The 17,759-nt window shown below is 67.7% G+C and carries 17 protein-coding genes; 6 read left to right on the top strand and 11 right to left on the bottom strand.

The window, feature by feature from the left end:
• The first annotated feature begins 157 nt into the window (after window positions 1–157).
• Window positions 158–418 (top strand): three-helix bundle dimerization domain-containing protein, encoded by a 261-nt coding sequence (locus AB0H61_RS08580; protein ID WP_357300796.1) that lies wholly within the window; start codon window positions 158–160, stop codon window positions 416–418.
• Here the strand turns inward: AB0H61_RS08580 and AB0H61_RS08575 are convergent.
• The 7 genes from AB0H61_RS08575 to AB0H61_RS08545 all read right to left on the bottom strand — a co-directional run bounded on the left by AB0H61_RS08575 (window position 415) and on the right by AB0H61_RS08545 (window position 6,733).
• Window positions 415–1,446 (bottom strand): zinc-binding dehydrogenase, encoded by a 1,032-nt coding sequence (locus tag AB0H61_RS08575; RefSeq protein ID WP_357300795.1) that lies wholly within the window; start codon window positions 1,444–1,446, stop codon window positions 415–417. The genes AB0H61_RS08580 and AB0H61_RS08575 overlap by 4 nt on opposite strands.
• Window positions 1,446–2,657 carry an LLM class flavin-dependent oxidoreductase gene (locus AB0H61_RS08570; RefSeq protein ID WP_357300793.1) on the bottom strand — a complete coding sequence of 404 codons (1,212 nt, stop codon included), beginning with the start codon at window positions 2,655–2,657 and terminating at the stop codon, window positions 1,446–1,448. Before AB0H61_RS08570 ends, AB0H61_RS08575 begins: the two co-directional genes overlap by 1 nt.
• A gap of 164 nt (window positions 2,658–2,821) precedes the next feature.
• On the bottom strand, window positions 2,822–3,706 hold the full coding sequence (locus tag AB0H61_RS08565) for a VOC family protein (RefSeq protein ID WP_357300791.1): 885 nt from the start codon (window positions 3,704–3,706) through the stop codon (window positions 2,822–2,824).
• A gap of 13 nt (window positions 3,707–3,719) precedes the next feature.
• Window positions 3,720–4,739 carry a ferredoxin--NADP reductase gene (locus AB0H61_RS08560; RefSeq protein WP_357300789.1) on the bottom strand — a complete coding sequence of 340 codons (1,020 nt, stop codon included), beginning with the start codon at window positions 4,737–4,739 and terminating at the stop codon, window positions 3,720–3,722.
• Window positions 4,736–4,963 (bottom strand): hypothetical protein, encoded by a 228-nt coding sequence (locus AB0H61_RS08555; RefSeq protein WP_357300787.1) that lies wholly within the window; start codon window positions 4,961–4,963, stop codon window positions 4,736–4,738. The genes AB0H61_RS08560 and AB0H61_RS08555 overlap by 4 nt, the downstream gene beginning before the upstream one ends.
• A gap of 11 nt (window positions 4,964–4,974) precedes the next feature.
• Complete coding sequence (locus AB0H61_RS08550; protein ID WP_357300785.1) at window positions 4,975–6,120, bottom strand: Rieske 2Fe-2S domain-containing protein; 1,146 nt, start codon at window positions 6,118–6,120, stop codon at window positions 4,975–4,977.
• A 136-nt stretch (window positions 6,121–6,256) separates the two neighbouring features.
• The gene (locus tag AB0H61_RS08545) at window positions 6,257–6,733 is read right to left on the bottom strand and encodes a flavin reductase family protein (protein WP_357300783.1); all 477 of its coding nucleotides are present in this window, start codon (window positions 6,731–6,733) and stop codon (window positions 6,257–6,259) included.
• 241 nt (window positions 6,734–6,974) lie between these two features.
• Here AB0H61_RS08545 and AB0H61_RS08540 point away from each other — a divergent pair, with 241 nt between their 5' ends.
• A complete protein-coding gene (locus tag AB0H61_RS08540; protein WP_357300782.1) occupies window positions 6,975–7,817 on the top strand; it encodes an IclR family transcriptional regulator in 843 nt (280 codons plus the stop codon).
• Window positions 7,818–7,867: 50 nt separating this feature from the next.
• Here AB0H61_RS08540 and hemC read toward each other — a convergent pair whose 3' ends face one another.
• Complete coding sequence (hemC, locus tag AB0H61_RS08535) at window positions 7,868–8,878, bottom strand: hydroxymethylbilane synthase (RefSeq protein WP_357300780.1); 1,011 nt, start codon at window positions 8,876–8,878, stop codon at window positions 7,868–7,870.
• Between the two features lie 14 nt (window positions 8,879–8,892).
• On the bottom strand, window positions 8,893–10,527 hold the full coding sequence (locus tag AB0H61_RS08530; protein WP_357300779.1) for an MFS transporter: 1,635 nt from the start codon (window positions 10,525–10,527) through the stop codon (window positions 8,893–8,895).
• Between the two features lie 240 nt (window positions 10,528–10,767).
• On the opposite strand from AB0H61_RS08530, the gene AB0H61_RS08525 reads away from it, so the two are divergent.
• From AB0H61_RS08525 to AB0H61_RS08515, 3 genes are all read left to right on the top strand, one after another.
• Window positions 10,768–11,400, top strand: coding sequence for a PadR family transcriptional regulator (locus tag AB0H61_RS08525; RefSeq protein WP_357300777.1), 633 nt, complete (start codon window positions 10,768–10,770; stop codon window positions 11,398–11,400).
• Between the two features lie 75 nt (window positions 11,401–11,475).
• Window positions 11,476–12,729: a bifunctional 3,4-dihydroxy-2-butanone-4-phosphate synthase/GTP cyclohydrolase II gene (locus AB0H61_RS08520; RefSeq protein ID WP_357300775.1), complete on the top strand. Its 1,254-nt coding sequence runs from the start codon at window positions 11,476–11,478 to the stop codon at window positions 12,727–12,729.
• Between the two features lie 213 nt (window positions 12,730–12,942).
• Window positions 12,943–13,815 carry an expansin EXLX1 family cellulose-binding protein gene (locus AB0H61_RS08515; RefSeq protein WP_357300773.1) on the top strand — a complete coding sequence of 291 codons (873 nt, stop codon included), beginning with the start codon at window positions 12,943–12,945 and terminating at the stop codon, window positions 13,813–13,815.
• Window positions 13,816–13,828: 13 nt separating this feature from the next.
• Here AB0H61_RS08515 and AB0H61_RS08510 read toward each other — a convergent pair whose 3' ends face one another.
• Together AB0H61_RS08510 and AB0H61_RS08505 are read right to left on the bottom strand one after the other, a co-directional pair.
• Window positions 13,829–15,526, bottom strand: coding sequence for an FAD-binding dehydrogenase (locus AB0H61_RS08510; protein WP_357300771.1), 1,698 nt, complete (start codon window positions 15,524–15,526; stop codon window positions 13,829–13,831).
• The gene (locus AB0H61_RS08505; RefSeq protein WP_357301312.1) at window positions 15,523–16,185 is read right to left on the bottom strand and encodes a TetR/AcrR family transcriptional regulator; all 663 of its coding nucleotides are present in this window, start codon (window positions 16,183–16,185) and stop codon (window positions 15,523–15,525) included. Before AB0H61_RS08505 ends, AB0H61_RS08510 begins: the two co-directional genes overlap by 4 nt.
• Window positions 16,186–16,561: 376 nt before the next feature.
• Here AB0H61_RS08505 and AB0H61_RS08500 point away from each other — a divergent pair, with 376 nt between their 5' ends.
• Window positions 16,562–17,677 (top strand): zinc-binding alcohol dehydrogenase family protein, encoded by a 1,116-nt coding sequence (locus AB0H61_RS08500; protein WP_357300769.1) that lies wholly within the window; start codon window positions 16,562–16,564, stop codon window positions 17,675–17,677.
• Window positions 17,678–17,759 lie beyond the last annotated feature (82 nt).

Genomic DNA, 17,759 nt, shown 5'->3' with positions numbered 1-17,759 from the left:
CAGCGTCGCACGCGCCGGACAACCGCACAAGAACGTGTTCTATTTCTGTGGCTCGCCGATATTCGTGCCGATCGAAACCGCCCGAGTGGGTACCCCACGGGAGGGTGCGGATCCCCACCGCACCCGAGCAGCTATCCGGCACGTTGAGGAGCCCACCTTGACCGAGAGCCCGGTACACGGCCATCAATCCCGGGAACCGTCCCTGGATCAGCAGGTCGCGCTGCGCGCCGCGGCCGCTCGGTTGGCGCAGGAGTTCGATGGCGTCGCCGATGACGCCGCCATCGAGGGCCTGCTGCACGCCGCCTACGACCACGTCGCCGACCACGCGAATCTCGACCACTTCCTGCCGCTGCTCGCCGAGCGCTACACCCGGGAGTGGCTACGCGCCGCGGCCGAGGAACAGAAACGGCCCGGCTAACGGTCCGGCCGGACCAGAATCTGGATGTGGTCATCCGGGTGACGCAGCGCGTCGATGGCGCCCGCCACCCCGTCGAGTCCGACCTGGTCGGTGATGAGCGAGGCCGCGTCGACGGTGCCGTCCGCGATGCGCCCGAGGGTCCGCGCGTATTCCTCGTGCGGGTACACCATGCACATCTGTAGCGAGATGTCCTTGTAGATGCCGACGATCGGGCGGATCACATCCTCGGTCATCACCGCGCCCACCTGAAGAATGGTGGTCTGGCGGGGCACCTTGTGCATGAGGTCGTTGATCATCCCCGGCACCGCCGCACAGACCCACACGTGCAGCAACTGCCCGGATGACGCGGCCTCGCGCCAGACCTCGACGGGGTCCTGGACCGCCGGATCCACCACGCGGTGCGCGCCGAGCCGCAATGCCGTCTCGCGTCGCAGCTTCGACGGATCCGAGGCGATGATCGGCGCGACGCCGCGCTCGGCGAGTGCGGCGACCGCACCCAGACCGACCGGACCGCAACCGATCACGATCCCGGTACCGCCGGGCCCGATCCCGGTGCGCGCCACATTGCCGAAGCCGACCGCCAAGGGTTCGGTGAGGGCGGCGACGTGCGGCGGTACATGGTTCGGAATGGGCTCCAGGGCCATGGCCTGCAATACCATTCGCTCGCCGTAGCCGCCGGGGAATTCGTTGGAGAAGCCGACGCCGTGGATCTGTCCCGCATGATCCACCGCCCATGGCAGCGCCACCACCAGCTGACCCTCGATATGCGGGGTGTCCGGACCGGCCGAGACGACCCGGGCGGCGATCTCGTGGCCCATCACGACATCGCGATGTGGATCGAATTCGAAGGTCGGCACCCCGCTGTCGCGGGAGGCCCGCAGGAAGTCGTCGGTGTAGTCGAGTGCCTGCTTATCGGATCCGCAGATCCCGCAGGCCACGGTCTCGACCAGGACCTGACCGGGACCGGGTACCGGCTCGGGCACCTCGTCGACGACCAATCCGCCGTTGCGCATCACCACCGCGCGCATCAGTTCGCCTCCTCGTTCGCGCCCAGCGCCTCGGCGAGGGTCCGGCCGTGTTTGTTGAACGCGCTCTGGATGCCCGCGGTCAGTCCGCCGATCATGCGCGCGCTATTGGCGTGCGCCCACTCCAGCGAAGCGACCCGATTGCGGTTGGCCCCGGTGAAGTGCGGGATCACGTATTCGGCGAACAGGCGCGCTGAGTTCTGGGTGGCCTCCCAGTTCGCGATATTGAGGCCGAGCAGCAGGAAGGTGCCGAAGCCGCCGGATTGTTCTGCGAGCTTCTCGATGGTGGCGATGGCGTCATCGGGGGTGCCGATGGTGGCGCGGCCGAAGGCCGGGAAACCCTCGCCGACCCACTGTTCGACGGCGGCGCGGGCGGAGGAGTTCCACGGCGCGTCGCGGCCGCTGAGCTTCTCGATGTAGTCGACGAGATGTCCGACGCCCCATTCGGCTTCGCGCATGGCCTGTTCTCGGGTCTCGGCGAGATGCATCGGCGCGACCAGCCGCCACCGCGAGCGGTCCACGGTGTGGCCGTGTTCGGCCATGGTCTTCTCGTAGACCTTCCAATTCGGCAGCAGCGCTTCGTATCCGCTCGGATCCGAGGCGGCCAGCGAGAGCAGGCCCGCACCGTGCCGCCCGGCCAGTACCGCGCCGGACGGCGAAATCGTCGATGCCACCGCCATCTCCAGGCCGTCCCGCTGGTACGGCAGCAGCTGCAGCCGGGCCTCGCTCAGGTGGTACCAGTCCGATTCCGCGGTCACCGTCTCGCCGCGCAGCAAGCGCACCAGCACGCCCATGGATTCGTGCATCATGTCGCGCTGGCGCACCGGGTCGATGCCCATCATGGCGGCGTCGGTGGCGAGCTGGCCGGGGCCGACACCCATCATGGTGCGACCCATGGTCAGGTGGTCGAGCAGGCACAACCGATCGGCCAGCATCATCGGCTGGTGGTACGGGAGCGAATTCACGCCGGTACCGAGCCGGATGCGCCGGGTGCGCTGTGCGGCGGCGGCCAGGAAGACCTCGGGCGCCGCGATGATCTCCAAACCGGCCGAATGATGTTCGCCGATCCAGGCTTCCGCGTAGCCGAGCTGATCGGCGAGTTCCACCAGGGCCAGATCACGGTGCAGCTGGAGGGTGGGGTTGCCGGTGAGCGGGTGGTAGGGCGCGATGAAGAATCCGAACCGGGACGGCCCGTACTGCTCGTTATCGCTCAATTCAGTTGTCCTCACTGTGGTGCTGGGCCCCGGCGCGGGTTCGGCCGGTGGGTGGGTGCGGGCGGCGATCACCCCACCGGCGCGACGTGTGCCGCGGCCCAGTGGTGCGCTGCGAACCGGCGTCCGCAGCGAATCCCGGGTGTGCCGGGACGACTGGGGTCGGCTCAGCGGGACCAGTCGTGGCCCCAGTAGCTGTCGGCCGTGATCTCCTCCGCGGTGTAGGAGGATTCGTCCACCAGCAGACCCTCGGTGCCGAATTCGAGATCCCAGCCGCCCGGGGTGCGGACGTAGAAGGAGATCATCTTGTCGTTGGTATGCCTGCCCAGCGTCGAGGAGAGGTGATAGCCCACCTTCCCGACCCGGTCCAGCGCCCGGCCCACATCGTCGAGGCTGTCCACCTCGACCATGATGTGCACCAGCCCGGAGCCTTCCTTGCCGCCGGACGGAATGAGCGCGAGGCTGTGGTGGCGCCGGTTGACGCCGAGGAAGCGCACTCGCATCGGACCGTATTCGGGCGGGGTCGGAATCCGGAAGGCGCCGCGCGGCAGGAAGCCGAGCACCTCGGTGTAGAAGCGGAAAGCGACATCCAGGTCCGGTACCGGCAGCACCGCGTGACCGAGGCCGAGACCGTCGGTGACGAACCGGTTTCCGTGCTGCGAGACGACCGGGCTGTGGTCGAGTACCGGGCCGTGGAAGACCTCGACCGTGGTGCCGGCGGGGTCGACGAAGGTGATGGCCTCCTCGACGGCCCTGGCGTCCGCCTCCTCGAGCGACAGCGTGGTGACGGCGATTCCGTGCTGTTCGACGGCGTCGCGCACCGCGGCCAGCGCGCGATAGTCACGCACCTCCCAGCCGATGGCCAGCACCTTGTCGGCCGCACCCGGCACCAGGACCAGCCGGGCCGCGCGTTCGTCCATCCGCAGGTAGATCGCGTCGGGATCGGGTCCACTGCCCTGGGCGAAGCCCATGACATCGAAGGCGAAGGTGCGCCAGGCCTGCGGGTCGGCGACAGCGACCTTCACATATCCGAGCGAGCTGATGACGGGCATAGGATGGTTCTCCTCAGTCATAGGTGATCCGGACCGTGTCGGTGACCGGCACCGCCTGGCAGGCCAGCACATAGCCGTCGGCCAGGTCTTCCTTCTCCAGTACGTCATTGCGCAGCAGCTTCACCTCGCCCGTGGCGACCCGGCAGACGCAGGCGCTACAGGCGCCCTCGCGGCAGGAGTACGGTGCCTCGATGCCGCGCGCCAGCAGTGCGTCCAGCAGGACGGTCTCGCGCGGCCAGGCGAATTCGTGGGTGGCGCCGTCGAATTCGACCGTGACGGCCGCGCCGTCGGCCGTTTCCGGCGGTGCGGCCGCGACCGGGGCGAACGGATCGCCGGACAGCGAGAGGAACTTCTCGGAGTGCACCCGCGTCCGTTCGATGCCGAGCGCGTCTGCGGCTGCTTCCACCGCGTCCATGAAAGGTACTGGGCCGCACACGAAGATCTCGCGCTGCGACCACGGCCGGATGAGCGCCGCCAGCTGCCGGGCCGTGGGCAGGCCCTGCACGGCTTGCAGCCAGTGCACCACCGTCAGCCGATCCGGGTGCGCCGCCGCCAGTTCCGCGAGTGTGTCCGCGAAGATCACCGACCGCTCGTCCCGGTTGGCATAGATCAGTGTGCAGTGGCCGGTACCACGGGCCAGCACCGATTTCACGATGGACAGCACCGGGGTGATGCCGCTGCCCGCCGCGCACAGCAGCAGGTCGGCGTCGAGCGAACCCGGGGTGAAGATGCCCGCGGGCGGCAGGCTGTCGATGATCATTTCTTCGGTGGCGTTGTCGCACAACCAGTTCGAGCCGTAACCGGCCACCGTGCGTTTGACGGTGACCTGCAACGGGCCGTCCTCGTGTGGCGCGCTCGACAGCGAATACGAGCGCGCCACCGAACCGGTGCGGTCGCTGGGGATCCGCAGGGTCAGGAACTGGCCGGGCCGGTAGGCGACAGGTTGCCCCGAGTCGGCGACCAGCCGGATCGAGACGGCGTCGGCGGTTTCGGCGATCACGCCGACCACCCGCAGGGGGATGCCCGGGTTCACAGCAGATCCTGCTCTCGCGTGCTGAGCCGGAGCGCCCCCGCGGTGACGGCGTTGTCGATGCTGCGGCGCAATGCGAGACATCCGCGAGTAGGTCCGCCGCCGTCACCACACAGCTCGGCACAGTGCCGCGCGGCGTCCGCGGTCCACTGCACGCTGGTGTGCGCGGGACTGAATTTGACTACCGCGACGCGGTTTCCGCAGTCCTGGCAGAGCACGGCATCCATGGCGGTCCCGCTCAGGCGTCCGCGCGCTGGGCGGCCAGATTCTCGGCGACTTCGGCCTCCCACGCGGTGACCGCGCGGGTGGTGTCGACCTCGAATTCGAAACGGGCGGTCATCTTTTCGTCGACCTCGGCGACATCGGTGTAGAACTGCTCGTACCAGCGCCGCAGCTGGTACACCGGCCCGTCCTCCTCGCACAGCAGCGGATTGTCGATGCGGGTCTTGCGTTCCCAGATCGCCACATCCTGCTCGAAGCCGCGGCCGAGACTGCCCGCGAACTTCACCGCCATATCGTTGGCGTCCTGCGGCGACAGTCCGGGCAGCTTCTTGACGATCGCGCCGTATTGCAGCACGAATTCGGTCGGCGTCACCGGGTAGTGGCAGTTGATCAATACGGCCTCGACGCGCTGTCCGCCCGCCTCGCTGACGATGTTGTCGATCATGTAGGAGGGACCGAAATAATGCGCCTCGGAGTTCAGGACGTTCTTGCCGCCCACCTCCTTCGCCGTCTCGCCTTGCACATCGTCGCGGCCGACCGAGGTCATGTACTGGCTGGCGACGTGGCCCTCGAAGACATTCTTGAAGTAGGTGGGGAAGGCGAAATGCACGTAGAAGAAGTGCGCCATATCGACCACGTTGTCGATGACCTCGCGACAGTTCGCGCCCTCGATGACGATCTGGTTCCAGGTCCAGTCGCTCCACTCGTCGCTGAACGCGCCGTCGATGCGCGGGATGGTGATCTCCTCGGGCGGCGGATTGCCTTCCGGGTCGTTCCAGACGAACAGCTGCTTGTTCTGCTCCAGGGTGGTCCAGGCCCGGGTACGGGCCAGCGGCGGCACCCGGCGGCCGTAGGGGATCGCGGCACAACGGCCATTGCCCTTCCATCGCCAGTCGTGGAACGGGCAGGCGAGGGTATCGCCCTTGATGGTGCCGTCGCCGAGGTTGCCGCCCATATGCCTGCAGTAGGCGTCGAGCACGTTGAGGGTGCCGTCGGCACTGGCGAAGACTACGAGTTCGGTGCCGAACACGGTGATGGTGTGCGGTTTCCCGTCCCGGAAGCTATCGGCAAGGCCGACGCAGTGCCACCCGCGCGCATAGCGGGCGGGCGGGGCGCCGGTGTCGATCACGCGCACCTGGTCGTCGGTGTTCGCCGGGCTCATGATGTCGGTTCCTCCACGTTCGGGGTATATCGCTCAGGGCTATTTCGGTCAGGCGTATTACGTGCGGGGCTATGTCGATGCTGAGTCGGCGGGTCGACGCCGGAAAGGTGACGTCCCACTGATCGGGAGACGCGGGTCACACCACCGCGAGGCGTTCGTAGGCGGAGCGGTAGAACAGCAGCGGCGGCGCGTCGCGCTGCTCGCCGAGCCCGCTGACGTGCGCGACCACGATGGTGTGGTCACCGCCGTCCACCTCGCGCTCGAGTGTGCAGTCGATCCAGGCGATGGCCCCGGCCAGCAATGGCGAGCCGTTGGGGGAGCGGTCCCAGCCGAGGTCGGCGAATTTGTCCGGTCCGCTGCGACCGAGTTGTCGGCAGACATCCTCTTGATCGGCGGCCAGGATGTTCACGCAGAACCGGCCGACCTCGCGGATGCGCGGCCAGGTGGTGGAGGTCCGGGCCGGGAACAGGGCGACCGCGGGCGGGTCCAGCGACAGTGCGGAGAAGGACTGGCAGGCGAAGCCGAGCGGTTGATCGTCCGCCAGCGCGGTGACCGCGGTGATTCCGGTGCAGAACCGGCCGAGGACGGCCTTGAAGTCGAGATCGACGGCCATGACGCTCCTAGTTTCTACTAGAAATATTCCGTTTCGCCATGACGGTAAGCGGTGCTGTCGAGGGGGTGTCAAGGATGGATTCCGGCTACCGAGAAGATCCGTAGCGATCTACGTAGTTTCCGGGATTCGGGCTCGACGCGGCGACGGCACTGTGATTGGTGACACAAGCATGCGTGCCGAAATGGCGCATGCCTAATCGAAATACTCTTAAGCTGGATGCGCTACACAATGGAGGTGAGCCATGACGGTCGAGGTGCTGACCCATCCCGAGTCCGGAGAGTTGTGGACGGGGACGGGTCGAGCGGCCGCCAGGCCGGCCCAGCCGCCGGTGTCCATGATCGAGCGAATGACATTGATCCTGGATGCCTTCGACGGCGCGACGCCGACTCTGACCCTGCTCGGCTTGGCCGAGCGCACGGGTCTGCCGCGCTCCACGGTGCATCGCATCCTGGACCAGATGATCCGCCTACGGTGGCTGGCACACGCCCCGGGCGGTTACCGGCTCGGGCTGCGGACCCTCGAATTGGGCGGACTCGCGGCTGACCACAACGAGATTCGCGATGTGGTGAGCCCGCTGCTGCACGATCTGAGCCAGCGCACCGGCATGGTCGGACATCTCGGCGTGCTCGACGGCCGCGAGGTGCTGTACCTGGACAAGGCGGGCGGCCGCTGTACCGTGCACGTCCCGACCCGCCTCGGCGGCCGGATGCCCGCGCACAGCACCGCGCTCGGCAAGGCGCTGCTCGCCTCGCTCGAACCGAGCATTGTCGAGGCGTCCTTCCGCGACCGGCTACCGCAGCTGACACCCCGAACCATTTGCGACAGAGCGGAATTGCATCGCGAGCTGGCTCGAATCCGGCACCGGCAGGGTATCGCGGTGGATAACGAGGAGTCGGTGACCGGCATCGCCTGCGTCGCGGTGCCCGTCCGCGGTCGCGGTGCGGCGGTCGCCGCACTGTCGCTGTCCGGTCAGATCACCGGCGAGCGCCCCGCATTGGACACCGCTCGTTTGGCGCGCGTGCTCGTCGAGGTCGCTCACGAAGCGGGTCGCGCGCTGTTCCCCCGTCACGCCCGCTGGCGCTGAATTCGCCCGGTAATCGCCTCCGCGGGTCTCGCACCCGCGGTCGGCCCGGATCAGTGCGGAATGGAGTCGATGAGTCCGCGTGCGCCCTGGCGCAGCAGATCGGCCCCGACGAAGAAGCCGAGGGCCTGGGGGTCTTCGGGGACGCCCCAGTGCTGGGCATCCAGCCACCGGGTGCCGTCGAGGTTGAAGACCTTGCCGTGCAAGGTGAGTCGGCCGGTGGCGTCGGTGGTGGCGTAGCCGGCGATGGGGGAATTGCAGTGGCCCTGTAGGGCGTGCAGCATCGCGCGTTCGGCGTCGGCGTGCCGATGCGTCTCGGCGTGATCGAGTTGCGCGCCGAGATCCAGGAGCTGGGTATCGGACGCGCGGCACTGTAGCGCGATGACACCGGCGCCGATCGGCGGGAGCATGGTCTCGAGGTCGAGGGTTTCGGTGATGCGGTGCGCCTGGTCGACCCGGTGCAGACCGGAGACCGCGGCGATGAGCACGTCGACATGGCCCTCTTCGAGGCGTGCCAGCCGGGTGTTCACGTTGCCGCGCAATGGTTTCACCGCCAGGTGCGGGTGGTGCAGCCGCAGCTGGGCGGTGCGCCGCACCGAGCTGGTGCCGACCACCGTGCCCGCAGGTAGTTCGGCCAGCGGTGCGCCGGTGCGGGTGATCACCGCGTCGTGCACGTCCTCGCGGGCCAGATACCCGGCGAACGCCAGGCCCTCCGGCACCGGGATATCCCCGGGAATGTCCTTGAGGCAGTGCACGGCGAGATCGGCCTCGTCGGCGAGCAGCGCGAGATCGATTTCCTTGACGAAGGCGCCCTTACCGCCGAGCTTCGACAGATCACCCATCCACCGATCCCCGGCGGTGGTCACCTTGACGAGCTCGCTGCCCACCCCGAGCCCCGCGAGTAGATCGGCGACGTGCTCGGCCTGAGCCAGGGCCATCGGGCTGGAACGGGTAGCGATGCGAATGATGCGCGTACGCGACATGGCGGCGACATTACTCGCACCGCCATTCGGCGCGGCATCGGGTGCGCGGCACGCGACGGCGGGCCGGTGCGATGTGGTCACCGGCCCGCTCCGGGTCAGTGGGCGGTGCCACCGGTGGCCGGTGTGCGACCGTGGCGCATGGCCAGGGCTATGAGCAGGGCGAGGACAGAGGCGCCCGCCGCGAACCAGAAGCCCATTTCGTAGCCGTGATCGCCGAAGATTCCGGGCACGGGCGCGGGTTGGGCCGGTTGGCCCGCGACGCTGACGAGTGCGGACATCGGGTTGGCGGTGAGGAAGGCGGTCACGATGGCGAGGCCGACGGCGACGCCCATGGATTGCATGACACCGAGCATGCCGAGGCTGATGCCCTGCTGTTCCTGCGGTACCGCCTCGACCATGAGGATGGGCATGGAGGCGTAGTAGAAGCCGAAGCCGATGCCGAAAATGGCGCTCACCCAGAGGAATACGGCCGAGGTGTGCGGGAGGACGGCGTAGCAGACACCGGCGGCGGCGAATAGCGTCAGCGCGGAGACCAGCGGGAGGCGGGCGCCGATCCGGCGAGCCAGGACGCCGGCCAGTGCGCCGCAGATCATGGCGAGGACCGCCTGCAGTAGCGCGATGCGGATCGCGAATTCGAGCAGGGTGTAACCGTTTCCGTAGGTGTAGCCCGGATCGAGTGTCACCTGGACCGCCTCCGGTGGCAGCGGCTGACCGGTCTGCGCTTGGAGCTGGACCAGTGTGCCCTCGTGTACCTTGCCCGCGATGGTCGCCTCGTCGGGCGTCTGGGTCATATAGCCCATGGCGTAGGACTGGACGCCGATGAGGAAGGAGGCGAACAGCGCGCCCGCCAAAACCAGCGCGACCCGGGGGTGGAAGAGCAGTTTCATATCCATGATCGGCCGCGAGACCCTGGTCTCCACCACCACGAACAGGACGAGCAGTGCGAAGCCGCCGATCAGCCAGATCAACGTCCCCGGCCTGCTCCAGCCCCAGTCCTGGCCCTTGTCCAGATAGATCAGGGTGAGCGCGGCGCCCGCGGACAGCAGGACGGCGCCGATCACGTCGATGCGTTCGGGAACGCGCAGCTTGGACTCCGGGACCACGATCGCCACCAGCGGCAGCATCAGCAGGGTGAATCCGGCCAGGCACCAGAAGATGGCGCGCCAGCTGTAGTTGTCGACCAGATATCCGCCCAGCAGCGGACCCGCCACCGCGGACAGTCCGAGGCCGGTGGCCGTGATGCCGAGGCCGAGCGGGACATATTTGCGCGGCATCAGATCTCGGATCAGGCCGTAGGCGATGACCGCGGTGGCGATGGCGGTGGCCTGGAGCCCGCGGCCGATCAGGAAGATGGCCCAGTTCGAGGTGACCGCGTCGAGTACGCAGCCGAGCATGAAGAGGACGCCGCAGACCAGGAACATCCGCTTCTTGCCCCAGACATCGCTCATCTTGCCGATCAACGGCGAGGCGGCGGCGCCGATCAGGCCGAAGACGATGATGGCCCAGTTGATATTGGCGCCGACGCCGGGAAATGTCGGCGCGATCTTCTGCAGTGCGGCCGCGACGATCGTGTACTGCATCGGGGCGACCTCGGTGAACAGCACGATGACCGCGAGTACGGCGAAGATCCGGGCGCGCGACGCGCCGTCGAGGCGACCGGTGTCGTCGGCCGGTTCCGTTGCCGTGCCGGAACTCTCGGCCGTCACAGGGTCCTTGGGAATGGTGGACATTGCCACGCTCCGTTGATCGGGGAACTACGTTCGCGGTGTTCGGGAACTGCGTTCGGGGTGTTCGAGATGGTGTTGTGAAACCTGTCACAAAGGGGTGTGAATCGGACCGCGCCAATCTCACTCAACGGGACGTTGCGTTAGGTATATGCCTACCCGGTATATAGCCGGGTCTGCCCGCGCGACAGTCCCGCTGAGCGAGATTTTCTCTCCCGGAATATGCCTAGGCGATATAGTCCAACCGTGAGTGATGCGAAATCTGCCGCGGCGGGTAGCGGGGTACCCGACCTGCCGACCACGAGCTGGGCCGTGCTCGGAATGCTCTCGCACGCCGAGGAATTGTCCGGCTACGACCTGAAGAAGTGGGCGGACTGGAGCCTGCAGTTCTTCTACTGGAGCCCATCGTTCAGCCAGATCTACGCCGAGCTGAAGCGGCTGGAGAAGCACGGCTACGCCACCTCGCGCACCGTCCTGCAGGATGACGGCGTGCGCGGCAAGCGAATGTACGCGATTACCGCGAGCGGGCGTGCGGCGGCGGCGCAGTGGGTCAACCACGCTCCCGTCGAGGCTCCCGTGCTCAAGCACAGCGTGATGTTGCGGGCCTGGTTGGGTCATCTGGCCGAGCCGGACCGACTGCGGGAGATTCTGACCGAGCACATCGGGTATGCGGAGCGGATGCGCAAACTGGCCGAGGTGGATGCCGAGGGCGCCGACGAGAATCCGGACTGGGCCTATCCGGGCGCGGTGCTGCGCTGGTGTGTGCGCCACTACGAGGCCGAGCGCGATTTCGCAAGGGAACTGCTCGCCGATGTCGACAAGCTGGCGCGGGAGCAGCCGAAACGATCGCCGAAGGGTAAGGGTCGCCGCGCGTCCTGAGGCCTGTCCGCTGAGCGGGACTGCCGCTTCTTATTTCTATTAGAAGTATTTCTACTAGAAATATAGGAGGTGGTCATGCGTACCGAATTCGCGCAGCAGCGTTCGCTGGACACGATCGAGGCGGCGGTCGCCGCGATCGCGGCGGGCGGCATGGTTGTCGTCGTCGACGACGAGAACCGGGAGAACGAGGGCGATCTGGTGCTCGCCGCCTCGAAGGCGACACCGGAGACCATCGGCTTCATGGTCCGGCACACCAGCGGCGTGCTGTGCGCGCCGATGGCCGGCGAGGATCTGGACCGGCTGCGGCTGCCACCGATGACCCCGATCAACGAGGACCCGAAGGGCACCGCGTACACCGTCTCGGTGGATGCGGCGACCGGAATCAGCACCGGTATCTCGGCCGCCGATCGTGCCCGCACCGTACAGGTGCTGGCCGATCCGCGCACCGGTCCCGGCGAGCTGACCCGGCCCGGACACGTCTTCCCGTTGCGCGCCAACCCCGACGGGGTGCTCGGCCGGCCCGGCCACACCGAGGCGGCGGTCGATCTCGCCCGGCTCGCGGGACTGCGCCCCGCGGGCGTGATCGCCGAGATCGTGCGCGACGACGGGTCCATGGCGCGGCTGCCGGAATTGCTGGACTTCGCCCGCGCGCACGGGCTTCCGATCATTTCCATCGCCGACCTGATCGACTATCGGCGGCGGGTGGAGCGCACCGTGACCCGGGTGGTCGAGACCCGGCTTCCCACTCGATTCGGCGAGTTCCGGGTGGTCGGCTACCGCGATGAGGTCACCGGAACCGAAACCCTGGCACTGGTTTACGGACAGCTCGGTGCCGATGCCGTGCTGGCTCGATTGCATTCGGAGTGCCTCACCGGCGACGCGCTCGGCTCGCTGCGCTGTGATTGCGGTGATCAGCTGGACGCCGCGCTGCATGCGGTCGCCGAGGCGGGCAGCGGCGTTGTCGTGTATCTGCGCGGGCAGGAGGGGCGCGGGATCGGATTGCTGAACAAGTTGCGCGCCTACCAGCTTCAGGATCGCGGCGCCGACACCGTCGAGGCGAATCTCGCATTGGGTCTGCCGGTGGACGCCAGGCGGTACACCGCGGGTGCGCAGGTGCTGGCCGATCTCGGGGTCCGGTCGGTGCGGCTGCTGAGCAACAATCCCGCCAAACAGGCCGGGCTCGAGGAGCGCGGTATCGCGGTGGTGCAGCGGATCCCATTGCAGTCGACGCCGACCGAGCACAATATCCGGTACCTGCGTGCCAAGCGGGACCGGATGGACCATCAGCTGTCCGAGGTCGATGAGGTGCTGGAGCGCGTGTCGTCATAGCGGCCGGTCGGATCTTTTCCGGCGAACCCCGACCCGCTCCACGGCGAATGCGGGGTATTTGCCGCCGGATTGCCGAAGATTGACTGTTTCACTGCGGAGAATTTTCGTTCACGGCATGGGCGCGCACTTCTGCTGCTTTCCTGAGAGGGTCAGGATGGAGAGTCCGCGAGTTGGGTGAGCCGGAAGTCGGGGTTTGCGGTGCACCGAATACCGATGCAGGAACATCATTTCCGCTCGGGGTGGTTGTGGTCCGCTCTGGGCGCGTCGCTGGCCGTCGTGGGGATCGTGGTGTGGGCGACCCAGCCCGACCCGCCCACCTGCGATGCTACGCCGACCATATCCGAGGAGCCGTCGCCGACCCGGATTCCCTTCGCCACCAGCAGTTCCGGATTCGCAAGACAAACGTCCGGGCCGTCGGTGCCCGGAGAGGCGCGTTACTACTCTTTGGGCTCCGGGGTGGCGTGTTCGTTCCCGGGGCTGCCGCCGGACGGGTTCTATGTGGGCATCTCCACCGAGGAGTACGGATACGGTGATCTGTGCGGCGGCTACCTCGATGTGCGCGGTCCGCACGGTGCGGTCCGGGTGCTCATCGCCGACCATTGCCCGGGATGTGCTCCGGGACAACTGGATCTGAGTACCGCGGCCTTCGATCAGATCGCCGAACGCGCCCACGGCGTCGCGGACATCCGCTACTCGGCGGTACGCGACCCCATTCCGGCGCCCGAGCTGAGCTATGCGGTGAAGCCGGACTCCTCGGCCGAATGGCTCGCGATCCTGTTCTCCGGCACCGGAAATCCGCTCCGCCAAGTCGCCATTCGTGCCGCGGCGGGCGGGGCGTGGCGACAGCTCATCCGCGGCATGGACAACTACTGGACGATCGCCGGCGCGGGCGCGGGCCCGTTCGTGGTGCGGGTGACCGATATCTACGGGCACGAGGCCGAGCTGTGGGGCATCACGCCCGGGTCGGAGACGGGGATGACCGGTATCCGCCTCTACACGGTCGCCCCGCCTGCCCCGCCCGCGCCCGCGGAGATACCGACGCAGTACGACGAGAACCAGACCACGCTGTCCGGCTGTAGAACCTAGCGGAGTACGGGATTCAACGCGCCGCGAGCACACCCGCCAACGCTCGGCCCGCGGCCCGCCCGGAGAAGATGCACCCCCCGAGGAAGGTGCCCTCCAGCGCGTTGTAGCCGTGCACGCCGCCGCCGCCGAAGCCGGCGACCTCACCCGCGGCGTACAGCCCGGGGAACGGCGTGCCATCCGCGCGCATCACCTGGGAGTCCAAATTGGTCTGGAGGCCGCCGAGGGTCTTGCGGGTCAGGATATTCAGCCGGACCGCGATGAGCGGGCCGTGCGACGGATCCAGGATGCGGTGCGGTTTGGCGACCCGGCCCGCTTTGTCGCCGAAGTACTGGCGCGCGTTGGTGATCGCCATCAGCTGGCTGTCCTTGCCGTACTTATTGCCGATCTCGCGATCGCGCGCGATGATCTGGCGCTCCAAGGTTTCGAAGTCCAGTTGCGGGCCGCGGGCGATCTTGTTCATGCCCTCCACGAGTTCGCGCAGGGTATCGGCGACGACGAAGTCCACGCCGTGCTGTTTGAACGCCTCCACCGGCCCCGGCGCGCCCTTGGCGAGGCGGCTCTTGAGGGTGAGTTTCAGATCCTTGCCGGTGATATCCGGGTTCTGCTCGGAGCCCGACAGCGCGAACTCCTTCTCGATGATCGACTGGGTGAGCACGAACCAGGAGTAATCGTATCCGCTCGCGAGGATCTCCTTCATCGTGGCATTGGTGTCGAACCCCGGGAAACACGGTGCGGGCAAACGCTTTCCATTCGCATCGAACCACAGCGAGGAAGGACCGGGTATGATCCGGATGGCATGGTCCGGCCAGATCGGATCCCAGTTCATGATGCCTTCGGTGTAATGCCACATGCGGTCCCGATTCACGATGGCGCCGCCCGCGGCCTCGGTGATGCCGAGCATCCGGCCGTCCACGTGGGCGGGCACGCCGGAGATCAGCGTCTCCGGGCACGGGCCGAGCCGGTCGGTGGGCCAGTTGCGGCGGATCAGCTCGTGGTTGTGACCGATGCCGCCGGAGGTGACCACCACCGCCTGCGCGCGGAATTCGAAATCGCCGACCACGGTGCGCGAGGAGGCCCGGCCACGTTCGAGATCGGTGTCCTCGAGCACGCTGCCGCGCACGCCGACCACCGCACCGTCCTCGACGATCAGTTCGTCCACGCGATGCCGGAAGCTGAACCCGACCAGGCCGCGCTGCTCGCCCTCGAGCACGGGTTCGGCGAAGATCCGCACCACCTCCGGGCCGGTGCCCCAGGTGAGGTGGAAGCGCGGCACCGAATTCCCGTGCCCGTCGGCGAAGCCGCCGCCGCGTTCGGCCCAGCCGACCAGCGGGGTAACCCGTAAGCCCAAGTCGTGCACGTAGTCCCGCTTCTCGGTGGCGGCGAAGCGGACATACGCCTCGGCCCACTGGCGCGCCCAATGGTCCTCGTCGTCGCGATCGAAGCCCGCCGAACCCAGCCAATCCTGCATGGCCAGCTCGTAGGAGTCCTTGATGCCGAGGCGGCGCTGTTCCGGGCTGTCCACGAAGAACAGTCCACCCAGCGACCAGAAGGCCTGTCCGCCGAGGTTGTTGCGGTTCTCCTGATCCAGCAGGTGAACCTTGCGGCCTGCCTTGGCGAGTTCGTATGCCGCCACCAGTCCGGCCAGGCCCGCGCCGACCACGATGACATCGGCCGTACGCGCGAATTCGGGACTGCAGTTGGTCATATTCATCCTTCGGTGGGGGTGGGGGTTACGCCGGGATCCGGCACGCTGTAGGCCACCACGACGTGGATCAGCAGGTCGGTGCGTCTGCGGCGCACCCGCCTACTGCGGGGTTCCATCAGGACCTGCACGGTGGTGCCGTCGTGGACGGCGACGATCGCCTGGCCGAGCGCGACGGGGTCGGGGACGGTGCGGCCGATGCGGGACAGTGCGTCGACCACGGTCGGCATCAGCGCCGCGACGATCGCGTCCTCGCGGGTCGCCATGGCGCGCCGCAGCTCCGGAGTGCGCAGCGCGTGCGCGGTGAATTCGGCGGTGATGCGGTACCACGCCTCATCCAGCGGTACGGCGTGTTCGAGCCGGTCGACGGCGTCGCGGATATCGCGGACGCCGTCGGCGGCGATGCCGTCCAGTGCCATCCGCACATCGGTCAGCATGGCGGCGGATCGCTGTTCCCACATGGCGAGGAACAGTTCGTCGAGCGAGCTGAAGTTGGAGTAGAAGGCGCCCCGGGTGAAACCGGCGCGCTCGCAGACCCGTTCCACCGACGCGTGGCCGAACCCCTCCTCGGCGAATACCTCGTAGGCGGCCGTGAGCAGGCGGTTGCGCGTCTCGGTGCGCCTGCGGGTGATGCGCCGGGGCGTACTTGGGGCGGTTGATGACGGCAGTCCGCGCCTCCTCCATGGAAACGGACATTTCGGCCCGTTTGATACAGCAATGTATTCGATACAGAAATGTATCAGAAACCGGGTCGCTCGATGTCGAAACGGTGCGGGAAGTAATCCGCGGTCCGAATCGGCGCGGTTCTCGCCGATCTCCGCGCCTGTCGCACGTCCCGGGGCCGGATCTCGGCGCATGATGAGATGTCGGCGGTCGCCACCGGTTCGCTGGCGCGGTGCGCGGTCGGCGATGCGGGTCGGCGTGGCGTTCGTGTGCGGTCCGACGTGTTTCGATGCCGAGCATGTTGGGCACGCGGCGTTGGCATGCACCGGATGGTGCGGATCCGAGCGGAGGGATGCGATGGACGCGGGACACGGCGGGACGATGACGGCTTGGCGTGTGCGTCGGCCGGGACCGATCGATGACGCGCCGCTGGATGTGGTGCGCGAATCCGTGCCGGAGCCGGGCGTCGGCGAACTATTGGTGCGCGTGTCGGCCTGCGGCGTGTGCCGCACGGATCTCCACGTGGCAGAGGGGGATTTGCCGGTCCACCGCGTCGGGGTGGTGCCGGGGCACGAGGTGGTCGGGGAAGTGGTGGCGGTCGGGCCCGGCGTCCCCGGGCGTGACGGCCCGGTCGACACCCCTACGGCAGCGGGTCCGCACGATACGGGTGGGGCCGACAGCGCAGTGGGGCGTGGTGCGAGCGGGCCGGATCGGGGTGGGGTACCCCAGCCCGGATTCGCGATCGGTGACAAGGTCGGCATCGCATGGTTGCGGCACACCTGCGGGGTGTGCCGATACTGCGTGCGCGGAGCCGAGAACCTCTGCCCGAACTCCGCGTACACCGGTTGGGATGCCGATGGCGGATACGCCGAATTCACCACGGTACCAGCCGATTACGCGTTGCGACTGCCCGCGGGATACGCCGATGTGGAGACCGCGCCGCTGCTATGCGCTGGCATCATCGGGTACCGCGCGCTACAGCGTGCGTCGGTGCCGCCCGGCGGACGACTGGGGATCTACGGGTTCGGCGGCAGCGCGCACATCGCCGCGCAGGTCGCGCTCGCGCGCGGCGCCGAGGTGCACGTGATGACCCGCGATCCGGCCGCGCGTGAACTGGCCAGGGAACTCGGCGCGGCCTCGGTGCAGGGCGCCGCGGATTCGCCTCCGGTGCCGTTGGATTCGGCGATCATGTTCGCCCCGGTGGGGGAGTTGGTGCCACCCGCGCTGGCAGCGCTGGATCGGGGTGGGGTGCTGGCGATCGCGGGGATCCATCTCAGCGATATCCCGGTCCTGAATTATCAACGGCATCTGTTCCAGGAGCGCGAGATTCGCTCGGTGACTGCCAATACCCGCGCCGATGCCCGTGAATTCCTCGATTTCGCGGGCGAACAGAGGATAACTGTGACTGCGCGGGGGTACTCCCTCGATAGCGCGGACCGCGCGCTCGCCGATCTCGCACACGGACGTTTCGCCGGCGCAGCGGTTCTCGTTCCGTAGGAAAGGCCACGCGCACAACGATTATGCGTTGACAAGGTCTCGCTTGGGTCGAGTTGCTTGACGGTCCCTCCCGCCGTTCTTA

It is taken from the genome of Nocardia sp. NPDC050710, assembly GCF_040654375.1.
Lineage (GTDB): Bacteria > Actinomycetota > Actinomycetes > Mycobacteriales > Mycobacteriaceae > Nocardia.
This window is presented reverse-complemented; position numbering and strand designations above follow the sequence as displayed.

What these genes read in the sequence shown, in the direction of transcription:
- AB0H61_RS08575 (WP_357300795.1), bottom strand. Translation starts at nt 1,446, where the DNA reads ATGCGCGCGGTGGTGATGCGCAACGGCGGATTGGTCGTCGACGAGGTG.
- AB0H61_RS08565 (WP_357300791.1), bottom strand. Translation starts at nt 3,706, where the DNA reads ATGCCCGTCATCAGCTCGCTCGGATATGTGAAGGTCGCTGTCGCCGAC.
- AB0H61_RS08555 (WP_357300787.1), bottom strand. Translation starts at nt 4,963, where the DNA reads ATGGATGCCGTGCTCTGCCAGGACTGCGGAAACCGCGTCGCGGTAGTC.
- AB0H61_RS08550 (WP_357300785.1), bottom strand. Translation starts at nt 6,120, where the DNA reads ATGAGCCCGGCGAACACCGACGACCAGGTGCGCGTGATCGACACCGGC.
- AB0H61_RS08545 (WP_357300783.1), bottom strand. Translation starts at nt 6,733, where the DNA reads ATGGCCGTCGATCTCGACTTCAAGGCCGTCCTCGGCCGGTTCTGCACC.
- AB0H61_RS08540 (WP_357300782.1), top strand. Translation starts at nt 6,975, where the DNA reads ATGACGGTCGAGGTGCTGACCCATCCCGAGTCCGGAGAGTTGTGGACG.
- AB0H61_RS08530 (WP_357300779.1), bottom strand. Translation starts at nt 10,527, where the DNA reads ATGTCCACCATTCCCAAGGACCCTGTGACGGCCGAGAGTTCCGGCACG.
- AB0H61_RS08520 (WP_357300775.1), top strand. Translation starts at nt 11,476, where the DNA reads ATGCGTACCGAATTCGCGCAGCAGCGTTCGCTGGACACGATCGAGGCG.
- AB0H61_RS08515 (WP_357300773.1), top strand. Translation starts at nt 12,943, where the DNA reads ATGCAGGAACATCATTTCCGCTCGGGGTGGTTGTGGTCCGCTCTGGGC.
- AB0H61_RS08510 (WP_357300771.1), bottom strand. Translation starts at nt 15,526, where the DNA reads ATGAATATGACCAACTGCAGTCCCGAATTCGCGCGTACGGCCGATGTC.
- AB0H61_RS08500 (WP_357300769.1), top strand. Translation starts at nt 16,562, where the DNA reads ATGACGGCTTGGCGTGTGCGTCGGCCGGGACCGATCGATGACGCGCCG.